This window comes from Occallatibacter sp. FHG110214_02 (assembly GCF_059115385.1).
In genome coordinates this window covers 1-12,348 of record NZ_JBZYWK010000002.1, presented here as the reverse complement: position 1 = coordinate 12,348, position 12,348 = coordinate 1, and the positions used below count along the sequence as shown (strand labels likewise).

The 12,348-nt window shown below is 57.8% G+C and carries 13 protein-coding genes and 4 tRNA genes; 11 read left to right on the top strand and 6 right to left on the bottom strand.

What is annotated here, in order from left to right; genetic code table 11:
* The first annotated feature begins 34 nt into the window (after window positions 1-34).
* Window positions 35-1,234 (top strand): glycosyltransferase, encoded by a 1,200-nt coding sequence (locus tag AC5S3R_RS02160; RefSeq protein WP_494264969.1) that lies wholly within the window; start codon window positions 35-37, stop codon window positions 1,232-1,234.
* Window positions 1,235-1,391: 157 nt separating this feature from the next.
* Here the strand turns inward: AC5S3R_RS02160 and AC5S3R_RS02155 are convergent, their stop codons facing one another.
* From AC5S3R_RS02155 to AC5S3R_RS02145, 3 genes are read right to left on the bottom strand one after another with little or no spacing between them, the layout of a single operon-like run.
* Window positions 1,392-1,979 (bottom strand): hypothetical protein, encoded by a 588-nt coding sequence (locus AC5S3R_RS02155; RefSeq protein WP_494264968.1) that lies wholly within the window; start codon window positions 1,977-1,979, stop codon window positions 1,392-1,394.
* Between the two features lies 1 nt (window position 1,980).
* Complete coding sequence (gene gltX, locus AC5S3R_RS02150; RefSeq protein ID WP_494264967.1) at window positions 1,981-3,501, bottom strand: glutamate--tRNA ligase; 1,521 nt, start codon at window positions 3,499-3,501, stop codon at window positions 1,981-1,983.
* A 30-nt stretch (window positions 3,502-3,531) separates the two neighbouring features.
* Complete coding sequence (locus AC5S3R_RS02145) at window positions 3,532-3,945, bottom strand: winged helix-turn-helix transcriptional regulator (RefSeq protein WP_494264966.1); 414 nt, start codon at window positions 3,943-3,945, stop codon at window positions 3,532-3,534.
* Between the two features lie 134 nt (window positions 3,946-4,079).
* Here AC5S3R_RS02145 and AC5S3R_RS02140 point away from each other — a divergent pair, with 134 nt between their 5' ends.
* Window positions 4,080-4,709, top strand: coding sequence for an NAD(P)-dependent oxidoreductase (locus tag AC5S3R_RS02140; RefSeq protein WP_494264965.1), 630 nt, complete (start codon window positions 4,080-4,082; stop codon window positions 4,707-4,709).
* Here the strand turns inward: AC5S3R_RS02140 and thiL are convergent.
* A complete protein-coding gene (gene thiL / locus AC5S3R_RS02135; RefSeq protein ID WP_494264964.1) occupies window positions 4,693-5,679 on the bottom strand; it encodes a thiamine-phosphate kinase in 987 nt (328 codons plus the stop codon). The two genes, AC5S3R_RS02140 and thiL, sit on opposite strands and share 17 nt — an antisense overlap.
* A 303-nt stretch (window positions 5,680-5,982) precedes the next feature.
* On the opposite strand from thiL, the gene AC5S3R_RS02130 reads away from it, so the two are divergent.
* Window positions 5,983-6,969 (top strand): M23 family metallopeptidase, encoded by a 987-nt coding sequence (locus AC5S3R_RS02130; RefSeq protein WP_494264963.1) that lies wholly within the window; start codon window positions 5,983-5,985, stop codon window positions 6,967-6,969.
* Between the two features lie 640 nt (window positions 6,970-7,609).
* Here the strand turns inward: AC5S3R_RS02130 and AC5S3R_RS02125 are convergent.
* Window positions 7,610-8,629: a hypothetical protein gene (locus AC5S3R_RS02125; RefSeq protein WP_494264962.1), complete on the bottom strand. Its 1,020-nt coding sequence runs from the start codon at window positions 8,627-8,629 to the stop codon at window positions 7,610-7,612.
* A 157-nt stretch (window positions 8,630-8,786) separates the two neighbouring features.
* Between AC5S3R_RS02125 and AC5S3R_RS02120 the strand changes: the two genes are divergently transcribed.
* Window positions 8,787-9,359, top strand: coding sequence for a hypothetical protein (locus AC5S3R_RS02120; protein ID WP_494264961.1), 573 nt, complete (start codon window positions 8,787-8,789; stop codon window positions 9,357-9,359).
* A 73-nt stretch (window positions 9,360-9,432) separates the two neighbouring features.
* On the opposite strand, the gene AC5S3R_RS02115 is transcribed toward AC5S3R_RS02120, so the two are convergent.
* Window positions 9,433-10,431 carry a CsgG/HfaB family protein gene (locus AC5S3R_RS02115; RefSeq protein ID WP_494264960.1) on the bottom strand — a complete coding sequence of 333 codons (999 nt, stop codon included), beginning with the start codon at window positions 10,429-10,431 and terminating at the stop codon, window positions 9,433-9,435.
* Between the two features lie 390 nt (window positions 10,432-10,821).
* On the opposite strand from AC5S3R_RS02115, the gene AC5S3R_RS02110 reads away from it, so the two are divergent.
* The 7 genes from AC5S3R_RS02110 to AC5S3R_RS02080 all read left to right on the top strand — a co-directional run.
* Window positions 10,822-10,897, top strand: a tRNA-Thr gene (locus AC5S3R_RS02110).
* A gap of 181 nt (window positions 10,898-11,078) precedes the next feature.
* Window positions 11,079-11,165, top strand: a tRNA-Tyr gene (locus AC5S3R_RS02105).
* Between the two features lie 19 nt (window positions 11,166-11,184).
* Window positions 11,185-11,412 (top strand): hypothetical protein, encoded by a 228-nt coding sequence (locus AC5S3R_RS02100; protein WP_494264959.1) that lies wholly within the window; start codon window positions 11,185-11,187, stop codon window positions 11,410-11,412.
* 14 nt (window positions 11,413-11,426) lie between these two features.
* Window positions 11,427-11,502 (top strand) — tRNA-Thr (locus AC5S3R_RS02095).
* Window positions 11,503-11,537: 35 nt separating this feature from the next.
* A tRNA-Gly gene (locus AC5S3R_RS02090) sits at window positions 11,538-11,612 on the top strand.
* A gap of 44 nt (window positions 11,613-11,656) precedes the next feature.
* Window positions 11,657-11,968, top strand: coding sequence for a hypothetical protein (locus tag AC5S3R_RS02085; RefSeq protein ID WP_494264958.1), 312 nt, complete (start codon window positions 11,657-11,659; stop codon window positions 11,966-11,968).
* A 76-nt stretch (window positions 11,969-12,044) separates the two neighbouring features.
* The coding region (locus AC5S3R_RS02080) for a GTP-binding protein (protein ID WP_494264957.1) at window positions 12,045-12,348 on the top strand (304 nt) is incomplete at its 3' end.

Sequence of the window (12,348 nt, the reverse complement as noted above, 5' to 3'; positions counted from 1 at the left end):
AGCGTGCGGCGTGCCTGCCGGCTTGTTGATTTATATGAAATACCCTCACCCACGCGTTGCTTATTTCCCTGACTCTTTTCATGAGATTAACGGGGTTGCGCACACCAGCCGCCACTTTGAAGCCTTTGCGCGCCGGCGGAACCTCCCGTTTCTCTGCGTGCGCGCGGGTGACCGCGAAGAGAGCCTGACACGTGAGGGCAACGTCTGGACACTGGAGCTTCCTCGGGGCATCTTCTCTTTCGGCTTGGAAAAAGACCTCCGCTTCGACCCGGCTTTCGTGCGCCATGTCCCGGAGATTGAGGACGCACTGGCCCGTTTCGCTCCCGACCTGATTCACATCACCGGCCCCAGTGAAGTAGGCATGCTCGGCGCGGGCCTCGCACACCACATGAGCCTGCCGCTGGCCGCAAGCTGGCACACCAACGTGCATGAGTACGCCGCGCGTCGCGCTGACTGGTTCCTCAAGCGCTTGCCGGAGGAGCGTGCCAAGGCCACCGGGCAAAAGATTGAAGAGCTGGCGCTGGCAGCCTCCGCCAAGTTCTACTCGGTAGCCAAAATTTTGTTTGCCCCCAACCGCGACCTCTGCGCCCTGCTGGAACGCGTCACAGGCCGCGAGTGCCGCCTGATGCCTCGCGGCGTGGATGCCAAGCTTTTTCACCCCGCAAAGCGCACGCGTAAGGCAAACGACGAAGAGTTTGTGCTCGGCTTCGTAGGTCGCCTCTCGATTGAGAAGAACGTCGCGCAGCTCATCACCGTGCAGGACGAGCTTGGAAAGATGGGCCTCACCAACTTCCGCTTTCTCATCGTGGGCCACGGCGCGGAAGAAGACATGCTGCGAACGAAGCTGCATCGCGCGGAGTTCGCGGGCGTTCTGCGTGGCGAAGCTTTGGCCGAAGCCTACGCCAACATGGACCTGTTCGTCTTCCCGTCGCACACTGATACCTTCGGCAACGTAGTTCTCGAAGCGCTGGCCAGCGGCGTCCCCGCCGTAGTCACCCCCAACGGCGGCCCCTGCACCATTGTTCGCGACAACGAGACAGGCAGCATCGCCACAGACGAGCAGTTCACCGCCGCAACCGCCGCCATCCTAACCGACCCCGCCAAACACGCCACCATGCGCGAAGCCGCACGAACCTACGCGGAAACCGCAAGCTGGGACGCAGTCTTCGAGAGCGTCTATGAAGCCTACGATACGCTGGTGCCGCAGCCTATAGCCGTACCCCTCAGCGCGTAATTTCCTTCCAACAATTTTGCAGGCCTGTTTGGTAGCCGGACACGACTGGCAGGCTAGGGTTTTAACCCCGGCAATCAAAAACCAACAGAAGAGCACAGAGATTTAATGCAGCATGTGGCGAATAGTTGGGAAGGGTACGGGCTTTAGCCCGTACATACTACTCAGCCAAATTTCGTGGAGGGTGAATTATTTTGCCCGTCTTCAGGTTCAGTACAAACGTCGTTTCCTTATCCGTCATCATCTGCCAGCCCAGCCCGTGGAGCGTATCGTTCTCAACAGCGGTAATCGTCACACCCTCATCGGAGAGCTTGTCCGACTGCCACGCCACCCCATCTCGCCCCCACGCAAGAATGCTGTGATGCCCGGCAAAGAGCAGCAGAGCAGCCTCCAGCGCAACAGCAATCTGCATAACAGGCCGCATCGGAAGCATGGTGAAGCGCTCCGGCGCAGCTGTATCGATGAGATACGCATAACCACCGGAGACCGCACAGATCTCCCGCGGATTCGGACACGCCCAAAGCCCGGAAGGAACAGAAGAATCGCGAAAGCCAAGCGCGCATGTAGCCAGAAACGGCTGCTCGCCCTCACCCTCAGGCCGAACAAGCACTTCCAACGCCCCGCGCTCCACCTCTTCCGCCGCCTGCGGATAAATAAAAGCCCGCGAAGGCAGAATCAGCGGCCTTGCAGCAAGAATCTCCGCCACCCACGAATGCGGAAAGCGGAGTTCAACACTCGCCGCGCCCAAGTTACGCTCCCACGAACGCATCAATCCGCTGGCGCACGCTAAGAATCCCAAGCCCAAGCGACGAGCCTTCCTCAATCAGCGGCAACAGCTTGTCAAACTCCGGCCCGGAGTGCGCTCCCGTCAACGCAATGCGCACTGGATGAAAAAGTTCCTTCCCTTTCACACCAGCCGCAGCCTTGACTTCATTCATCCAGCCCTTGAAAACCTCCGGCGTAACAGGCCCAACGTGGGCGCGAACACGCGCAGCAAACTCCGCAAGCACCTTCTGCGCGGACTCTGCCGCCAGCAACTCCGCATTCTCAGGATTCGAATGCGCAGCGTCAGCATTGAAGTCAAAAACAGGCGCGCTCTTAGCAGGCAACTGGTCCAGATGATCCACTGCAGGCAAAAACAATGCCAGCAACCGCGCAAACCATGCCTCCGGAGGAGCCGTAGCCTGCGCCAGCTTCTCCGCAAAGTAAGGCCGTGCAAGCTGCGCCAACCGCTGCGCATCCGCCAGCTTGATGTAATGCCGGTTCAGCCAGTTCAGTTTGTCGAAATCAAAAACCGCCGGCGACGGCGTAACGCGCTCCAGTGAAAATGCCTGCGCCAGCTCGTCCAGCGTGAAGGTCTCCGTCTTGCCATCCTCCGCACCCCAGCCCAGCAGCGCCAAGTAATTCACAAGCGCCTCAGGCAAATACCCCATCTCGCGGAAACTCGAAATCGAAGTAGCCCCATGCCGCTTGGAAAGCCGTTCGCGGTCGCCGCCAAGAATCGTAGAAAGGTGCGCAAACTCCGGCACCGTCCACCCAAAGGCCTCGTAAATCGCCACCTGCTTCGGAGTATTGGAAATATGGTCATCGCCGCGAATCACATGCGTAATGCCCATCAGCGCATCGTCCACCGTGACCACGTAGTTGTAAACCGGAACCCCCTGCGAAGCCCCACCAATCGCCGACCGCACAAGAATCGGATCGCTCACCGCCTCCGGCGCAAACTCCACATCTCCGCGCACAAGGTCATGAAACCGCAGCGGCCTGTCCTCAATCTTCAATCGCACAGCATAAGGCTTCGCGGCAGACAGGTTCGCTGCAATCGTCTCCGGCGAAAGGTTCCTGCACTTACCCGAATAAACCTGCGGACGATGCTCCGCCGTAGCCTTCGCGCGCTCCGCCTCAAGCTCTTCCGGCGTGCAAAAACAGCGATAAGCCTTGCCGCTCGTCAGCAACTGCTCCGTGTGCTGTGCATAAATCTCCAGCCGCTCCGATTGCCGGTACGGCCCATGCGGACCCTCTGGCGCGCCATTGAGCCGCCCCGGCCCCTCATCCCAATCCAGCCCCAGCCAGTGCATGTCTTCAATGAGCTGCGTCTCATACTCAGGCTTCGAGCGCTCCAGGTCGGTATCTTCAATCCGCAGCAAAAATTCGCCGCCCGTCCGGCGCGCAAAAAGCCAGTTGTAAAGGGCGGTCCGGGCATTGCCCACATGCACCATTCCCGTAGGCGAAGGAGCAAAACGAACGCGAGGTTTTCTCTCAGTACTCACAACTCTGATGATATCCGCTGCGCCCTAGCGTCATTGCGCAACCAGCCTCGCCGCCTGCGATTTATCAAACGTCTGCTGCGCCGTAAGAATATGCCGGATATTCAACTCCGCCCACTCCCGCAGCGCATTCACCGTCTCGGCAAGGTCCGCGCCAAGCGCCGTCAGCGAGTACTCCACCGTAACCGGGACCGTAGCAAACGCCCGCCGCCGCACCAGCCCATTCCGCTCCAGCTCGCGCAGCGTTTGCCCCAGCATCTTCTGCGAAATCCCATCAAGCCGCCGCTTCAGCGCATTAAATCGCACCGGCCCCTCACCAAGCGCCCCCAGCACCAGCACCGTCCACTTATCGGCAATCTGGTCCAGCACCACACGAGTAGGGCAGTTGGCATCAAACGCGTTATATCGAAGTGCAGCGCGCCGCGCCACAGCAGTTTTCAGAGTCACGGTTTCCTCCAGGTAACCAGAAAACTTCCTGGTATCTTCTTGAAACTAACTCCATTTTATCGCCTAATAGCTTTAACGAAGCATACAAGTCCGCGGCGGTATCATTTCCGCGGACAGCAAAAGGGAGATTCACCATGAGCGTAGTTCTGTTCGGAGCATCCGGCATGATCGGCAGCCGCGTATTAGCGGAGCTGGTAAGCCGCGGCCACAAAGTAACCGCCGCAGCGCGCAGCGTAGCCAACATCAAGGCCGCCGAAGGTGTAACCATCGTCGCCGCCGATGTAAACGACCCTGCCAGCGTAGCCTCTGCGGCGCAGGGAGCCACGGCAGTCGTCAGCGCCATCGCCCCCTCGCACGAAACCCCCGAGGCAATCGTGGACACCTATCGCTCGCTGCTCAAAGGCCTCAGCGAAGCAGGCGTAAAGCGCCTCATCGTCGTAGGCGGCGCAGGCAGCCTTGAAGTCGCGCCCGGTGTGCAGCTAGTCGATACGCCCCAGTTTCCCGCCGCATGGCTGGGCATCGCCCGCGCCCACCGCGACGTGCTTCCCGTACTGAAAGAGTCCGATCTCGACTGGAGCTACTTCAGCCCTGCGGCATTCATCCAGCCCGGCGAGCGCACTGGCAAATTCCGCCTCGGCACCACGCGCCTCGTAGCCACGGACAATGGCGAAAGCAAAATCTCCGCCGAAGACTACGCCATCGCGCTGGTCGATGAGCTCGAAACGCCCAAGCACATCAAGCAGCAGTTCACCGCCGCGTACTGAAGTGTTCCCACCCGTGAGCCTCTAACGCAACCGGGCCGGATGCCGTCAGCAGCGTAACCTGCGCCTGTTTTGACGCATTTGGTCCGGCCTTTCTGCGCACAATCCTGCCAATCTGCGTAACAGGACCCCCCGCAATGCTCTTCGGCAGCTTCGCGGAAGGCGCAGCCGTGAACAGCAGCTCATAATCCTCGCCGCCATGAAGCGCGTCTTCCAGCGTCGCCCCCGCAGAAACAGGCAGCGCCGCCGCATCTACTTCCGCCGCCACACCAGACTCGTCGCAAAGATGCGCAAGATCCGTAGAAAGCCCGTCGCTCATATCGAGAGCAGCCGTGGCAGTGAGATGTTGCCGCAGCCAGCGGCCCTGTCCCAGTCGCGGCTTGGGATAGAGATGAGGTTGGAGCGCCTCGGCAAACTCCTGCGGAACCCCATCAACAACCCCGTGAATCTCCGCCAGAATCCGCAATCCCGCCGCCGCGCCGCCCAGCTTGCCGGTCACGTACAGCCGGTCGCCAGGCATAGCTCCGGAGCGAAGCAGCGCCCGGCCCTTCGGCACGGTTCCCAGTAAAACAATATCGGCAACCGGATGGCTCGATTGGGCTAAATCCCCGCCCGCCAGCGGAACCTTATGAGCCTTGGCAAGCGTAAAGAGCCCATCCAGAAAACGCGTCGTCCAGCTAATGCCTTTGCCGTGCGCAATGGTCAGTTCCGCAGGAACGGCCAGCGAAAGAAAAGCCGCCAGGGGCCTCGCCCCCATCGCCGCTAAATCACTCAATCCACGAGCCAAAGCCCGGTGCCCCACCACTTCCGGCGGATGCCAGTCGAGGCGAAAATGCCGCCCCTCCAGGCTAAGGTCGGTCGTTACAACCAGCTCTTCCCCGGCACGCGGGCGCAAAATAGCGCAATCATCGCCAATGCCCAGCCGCACAGCCGGCGAGCCAATCCGCCCGGCGCGCTGCCGGATTATACGCAAAATTTCAAGTTCACCCGATGGTTTTGCCGCTTTTGCACTCATGCACGGATAAGCATAGGGCATAGTAAAGATTGTGGAAAAACAGGCAGATACTCCGATTTCTCTCGTTGACCCTGCATTGCCCGTTTGATAGCCTGAAAAGGCTGTTTTCAAAAAGGTTGCCTTTAAGGTCTCTTTTTGTGGAACAGGAATGGCCTTGGTTACGTCTGTATTTGCAGAAGCTGTACAAATTCTTTGTGCACGATGCACAAATTTTCCAGCCAATGCAGCCGGGGTCCGGTAAAGGATTGAAGAGACCAAAAAATGTTCCGCAAGCGCTACTACATTCTTTTTGTTGCACGCGAGGAAGATGGACGGGTTCGCAAGATTCCCATTCCTCTCCATTACGCATATGGATTTGTAGCTGCGGCAGTCATCGGAGCCTTTACCATCGCAGGTCTCGCCGGTTCGTACACGCGCATGCTGCTCAAGACCGAAAGCTTCAACCAGGTCCGGCAAGAGCGCGAAACGCTTCGCAAGAACTACCAGCAGATGGCCAAGATTGCGCATGACAAGGATGTGCAGGTAGCCTCGCTCGGTGCGCTTGCAAATGAGGTCACGGCCCTCTACGGCCTGCGTCAGGACCACGCTCCCAGTCATTCCGCCAAGGACCGCGTCGATGCGGCAAAGGCCGCGGCGGCTCCCACGCCGGCAACGCTGGCCGTGGATTACAATGCGAATCCGCAGAACGTGAAGATGTCGATCGACCAGCTCTATGCGCTGCGTAATGACGCCATGAGCGGCCACTTCTCTCCCGCGCTTGCTGGCGATCTGATTCCAAGCCTTACCGATGGTCCCTACGTTGCTGGTGCTCCCAACCTGTGGCCTGTAGAAGGCCGCGTCACGTCGAGCTTCGGCGAGCGTCAGGACCCGTTCAACGGCGAAGGCGCATTCCACGCCGGCATTGATATCGGCGTTCCCTACGGCACCCCGGTACGCGCCACGGCAGACGGCGTAATCACCAAGGCAGGCTTCGGCACAGGCTATGGCCGCGAAATCGCCATCGACCACGGCCACGATGTAGGAACCGTCTACGGCCACCTCTCCGCAATCGCCGTCACGGAAGGCGAACACGTCACCCGCGGTCAGGTCATCGGATACGTAGGCTCAAGCGGCCGCTCTACCGGCCCGCACCTCCACTACGAAGTGCGCGTGCACGAAGTAGCGGTAAACCCGCACAAATACTTGCGCCAGAGCTTCGAGCAGTTAGCAGACGCCTCTAACCCCTCCTCCGCAAAAGGCGGCCAGTAAACTCCCACGCAATCAGGAATCAAAAAGCCTCGGGCACACCCCGAGGTTTTTTCTTGCTCCTGTCTTCCCATAACTGACCTAAGCATTGTCATCCTGAGCGAAGCGCATTGGGGTAGGCGGAGCGAAGGATCTGCGGTTGCCTCTTATAGTTTTTCCGTCTTTTATAGTTCTTAGCTCTTTATCTAAAACCCTGTCCCCTGTCCTCCCTGTGGAAAAATCCTGTCAAGCCTCAAATCGGAAAATATTTCCTAACTCATTGATTCCATTGAGCAAGATTCCTCTCCAGATTTGCGCTCAATTATGCGAAATCTGCCACAATAGAATCAGCAGAAGAAAAACGGCCCGATTCCAAAGGAATCGGGCCGTTCTGTTTTCCGCTAACTTGCTGACTTACTAAGCGCGAAGCGCTGCTAACTCGCGAATCCCAAAGAAAGGAGTCCCCAATGTACGCATCGGCAGGCACAACCGTCTGTAACCTGACACATGAAACCTGTAAACTGCCCTCTGCACAGTTCCACAGTTCACAAATAAAGATTCTGCACAGGGACTGTGCAATCCTCCACAACCCAAACAAAATAAAAGAAATGGAAAAGCACCCCACTGTGCGCATAACACACGCGGAATAAGGGATCGCAATCTGTCAGCGCTGCTGCAGCGCATTCGCCGGCGTTTGCACCACCTCAGACGTGAAGGAGGACAACACAGAAGCCGGCACAGCAGCCTTGATAACCACGCGGTCGCGATTCTGGGTAATCTCCGCGCTCTTGAGCACTTCCTTGAGGCTGTGGTTCGAGGACGATTCCCCAAGCGGACTGGTAATCACGCGGCTCAAATCAAGGAGCGTCTGGAACGCCGCCTTCTGCGCGCCAGCAATCGCATCCGACGGCGCAATCTCTTCCACGCGAAGATGCACAAGCCCCGTTATCGGCAAACCCGGCGCAAGGCTGGCAATGATCGTAGTGTCATCATGCAGCGGCAGCTCAAGACCAAAGATGTGGATGGCTCCACTTTCGCTGAACGGCAGGCCAATCTGCCCAATGCCCCACGCCAGCGAGAGCAGCGGAACATCGTGATAGTGCGCCGCCAGCAGTGACGAATTCGCAAAGGGTAGCGCCGCCGTGCGATGCCGGTCAATGATGGAGTGAATCTTCTCCGCCGTCGGAAAATTCGACACCGCAACCGTGTCATAGCCAATCTGCGCAATGCGCACCGTGCGCCCTTCCGAGGGAAGGGAATAGATGGTGTGCCCCGCGTAGCTCTCCCGTGCCGGAGCATGCGCCTCAAGCCATTGGTTGAGCTTCGGCCCGGTCAGCTTGCCCACCAGCACCATCGAGTAAGCAACCGACCCATTCGGCCCTAGCGGATTGTCCATGCGATGCAGTGCAATCGCCGCCTGGTCCAGATCGCGCTCCCAGTCAATGCCCGTCGCGTCAATGAACTGCTGATACTCCGGCGCATGCGTCGGAGCATTTAGCTTGCCATGCGCGCCGCGCCACATAAAGGTGCGAATCGGCTTGACGTTGAAATAGACAATGCCATCCGCTTCAGGCAGCAACCGCGCCGCCTCCGGCGGAGCCTTCGAGCGCAGAAAGATAGCCACAGCCAGCAGGATAAGGACCGCGGCAACAACAAGAAGAGTTCTACGCGTACGTCTGCTCATGAATGCCTATTTGAAACTAACGTATCAGATTAGCAAGCGCACCCGGATTCCCATTACGGCGCGCTTCTCCATTGTATTGGCGAATTATTCAGACAAGCGAGAGCGGGGCGCGTGTATGATTCCGCTAGTTTAAAAGCCTTCGACAATTTGGAGAATTATGCGCGCGAATAGCATTGCAACATCTCTCGTGATAACTGCGTTGGTCCTTGGTCAAGTACCGCCTGTTTTGCATGCTCAGCAGGCAGCTCAAACTCCGTCCGCACCCGCTGTTGATGCGGCGAAACCACCTGCTGCGGCAGGCACGTTATTGCTTGCGGAAGGTACAGATGTCCCCCTTACATTTGACCAGGACCTTACCTCCAAAACAGCGCAGGAAGGCGACCCGGTAAATCTTCTCCTGGCGGAAGATTTGAAGGTTGGTGATGTGGTTGTCGCCAAGGCCGGCTGCAAGGCTGTTGGGGAAGTTACAAACGCCAAGAAAGCCGGCATGATGGGCAAGGCTGGAGAACTGAATATCCGCCTTGACTACGTGAAGGTGGGAAGCGTAAAAGTGCACCTTCGCGGAAGCAAGGGAAAAGAAGGCCAGAGCGGTACTGGCGCTGCTGTGGCATTGACTGTTTTGTTCGGACCCATTGGTCTGATTAAGCACGGAAAAGACATTGACATTAAGAAGGGTTCTCCGCTGAAGGTTTATGTCGCGGATGATGTGAATTTGCCGCCGGCCGTGTAAGCGGCTTGCAAGTGCATACATAAAAAGGCCCGCTGCGTGAATGCAGCGGGCCTTTTGTTATGCGTATTTGCGATTACTGCGTAACAGTCTTCACTAGGTCGCCGGTCTTGAACCCAGAGCCGGAAACAACCGTGCAGAGCGCAGAGCCCGCATCCACATCAGTCGCCTTAACCACGCCAATGGTGTCCGTCAGTCGCCGCAACACGTTGCCGGTGGTGGGGTCTTTAATCTCCTTCGTTACGCGGAGCACCTGCAACTGGTCACCGACCTTCAGACCGGCGCTCGATCCGACATTAAGCACAATCTGCCCGCCATCCGCTGAAGCAACCACGCCCTCAATCGTCACGCTGCGCACAGCTACCTTTGGCGCATCGGAGACGACATTCGTCGAGAGCTGAGCCACAGCAGCTTTAGTAGCTTCGCCAATGATGGTCTCCTGAAAGTTTGAGGAGCCGAAGTCAACGTTGCCGTTGCCACCATGCCCCAGCCAACTGCTGCCACTGCCGTTGAGTGAGGTGCCGGAGCGCGAGGAAGTACCAGCGCCTTCTGCCACAGCAAGAATTTCGCCAGTGTCGATGTTGACGATGCGCGCCGTAATGCCCACATTCGCATTCGATTTGGAATGGCCGAATCCGCCTGCGCCAATGCCATGCCAGCCGTATCCGCCACCGCCGATGTTCTGGTTCTTGGTCTCGTTACCGAACTGCGTGACGGAGCCGACGATAATCGCATCCACACCCAGCAACTTGCCAATTTTGGCGGCAGAACTGGCGTTGGCGCGATCGGAGTTGGAAAAGTTCTGCTCGGTAAGAATCTTGTCAATGGCCGAGCGTTCAATGACGGAGTAGGTGCCGTCTTTAACCAGGTCAGTGACCAGCATGTCAGTAATGCCCTTGCCTATATCGACGTTGGTATTACCGAACCACAGGGTTGAGGAGTTGGCGACAGTGCCGTAGTCAAAGTCGAGCACGGCCACACGGGGTTTACGTTGTGCATTCGCAGATAGAGAAAGAAGGCTAGCAACCAGCGTCAGGCTAGCCACGCAGGCAGGGAGAAGCCGTTGGATTTTCATTACGCATCCTCAGGGAAAATTTCACCAGTGCCGAGAAGATTGGCCCAGGTTTGACCGCACTGTCAAGCAAAAAGCCACAGCGCTCAACAACTTATTCGCATGGTGTGCGAAGGCCAAAGAACGTTTCTTCAGAAGATTGCGAAAAAGCAGCGAAAGTGGCACTGAAAATAGCGTTACAACAGGCTTGCCGGGAGCAGGAATAGAGGCCGGAAAGCAAGCGCTTCGGAATAGGTACGCAACGGATCCTGTGCAGGTTTGCTATGGGGCGTGGGGTGTGCTAACCTTGAATTCTGTGCCGAGGTATGCGCGGAGCAGTAGTGTGCCCGTGCTTATTCCGGATCTCCGGGGCTGTACTCCGGGGTGGTGCGGGGCGGGGAACCGCCTGCGAGGGCTGGCGTAGCTCAGCTGGTAGAGCATCTGATTTGTAATCAGAGGGTCGGGGGTTCAAATCCCTTCGCCAGCTCCACTCTCAAGGGTTCCGGGACCGCAACGGCATGGTGAGTTTTGAGCCGGCGTAAGCAAGTTAAACGCCGGGCCTGTCCTGAAGCGGTGACCCCTCTGAAGGCCATGCAGCGCAAAACCGGATAGCTCCGGGTGGAACGCTGGTGCGCGGAAAGCGGGTTTGAAGTTTCAAGACAGTAACATGGGCACAGGTGGCCGAGTGGTTAATGGCAGCAGACTGTAAATCTGCCACGCAACGCGTTACGGAGGTTCGAATCCTCCCCTGTGCACCAGATTTTTTGAGGTAAGGCGATGGGCAGCGCAAGTCCGGATGCTCTGGACAAGAAGTATTGGGCGGCCCTCGCGTTGTATGTGGTTCTGGCCGTGCTGGCTTGGTTCACGATTGGTGAAGGCACGGTAGCTGTGTTTGGCCGGCAGGTGGAGATTCGCTGGATTCCGGTGTTTATACTCGGAACCTTTGCCTTTCGCACGTGGGTGGCCATGCAGGCGGAACGCATCCGGCGCGGTAGTGGGAAGTAGGGTTTTTGAGAAGGGCTGATGTAGCTCAGATGGTAGAGCACTCCCTTGGTAAGGGAGAGGTCACCGGTTCAATCCCGGTCATCAGCTCCAGATTTTGACCGCTGGTTGTTGGGAGCTGTTTTCGGGCGGGAGTAACTCAGTGGTAGAGTCACAGCCTTCCAAGCTGTTGGTCGCGGGTTCGAATCCCGTCTCCCGCTCCAGAGATCTGAATTAGTTGGAAGTTTGCAGGAGTTGTCGAGTGGGAATGTTCGAGCAGGCGGCAATCTTTGTTCAGGATGAGCAGGGTTACGCAAAGTTTCATGCACTGCTGGATGCGGCCTTTGATACGCGGGATGTGGATGTCCTGCTGAGCCGTGTAGCGAAATCGAAGTTTCCGATTCGCGACTTTGAATCGGTGCTGAACAAGGGCTGGCTTGGTAAGGACGCAAAGGCGCTCTACGAGTCCCTTCCGGTCAGCGATCAAGGATTGACCCGCGAGCGGTATCTGCGGCTGGTGGAAAAGGTGCCGGCCGAATTGCGGCAGCGGTACTTTAAGGCTTATGCGTATTACGCATAAGCAGGACAAACTTTAGAGCCGGTAGCCAGAGGCTGACGGCTGAATTTGAAAGTCAACGGAAGGAACGGACAGGGCAATGGCGAAGGAAAAATTTGATCGTTCTAAGCCGCATGTGAATGTGGGAACGATTGGGCATATCGATCACGGCAAGACGACATTGACGGCGGCGATCACGAAGGTGTTGTCGAAGCACAACCCGAACATCAAGTTCCGTTCGTTCGACACGATCGACAACGCGCCGGAAGAGCGTGAGCGCGGTATTACGATCGCGACAGCACACGTGGAGTACGAGACGGCGAACCGTCACTACGCGCACGTGGACTGCCCCGGTCACGCGGACTACATCAAGAACATGATTACCGGTGCGGCGCAGATGGACG

Bases quoted from the DNA above. Each gene is read 5' to 3' on its own strand.
- AC5S3R_RS02160 (WP_494264969.1), top strand. From the start codon at position 35: ATGAAATACCCTCACCCACGCGTTGCTTATTTCCCTGACTCTTTTCAT.
- AC5S3R_RS02140 (WP_494264965.1), top strand. From the start codon at position 4,080: ATGAGCGTAGTTCTGTTCGGAGCATCCGGCATGATCGGCAGCCGCGTA.
- AC5S3R_RS02130 (WP_494264963.1), top strand. From the start codon at position 5,983: ATGTTCCGCAAGCGCTACTACATTCTTTTTGTTGCACGCGAGGAAGAT.
- AC5S3R_RS02125 (WP_494264962.1), bottom strand. From the start codon at position 8,629: ATGAGCAGACGTACGCGTAGAACTCTTCTTGTTGTTGCCGCGGTCCTT.
- AC5S3R_RS02120 (WP_494264961.1), top strand. From the start codon at position 8,787: ATGCGCGCGAATAGCATTGCAACATCTCTCGTGATAACTGCGTTGGTC.
- AC5S3R_RS02115 (WP_494264960.1), bottom strand. From the start codon at position 10,431: ATGAAAATCCAACGGCTTCTCCCTGCCTGCGTGGCTAGCCTGACGCTG.
- AC5S3R_RS02100 (WP_494264959.1), top strand. From the start codon at position 11,185: ATGGGCAGCGCAAGTCCGGATGCTCTGGACAAGAAGTATTGGGCGGCC.
- AC5S3R_RS02085 (WP_494264958.1), top strand. From the start codon at position 11,657: ATGTTCGAGCAGGCGGCAATCTTTGTTCAGGATGAGCAGGGTTACGCA.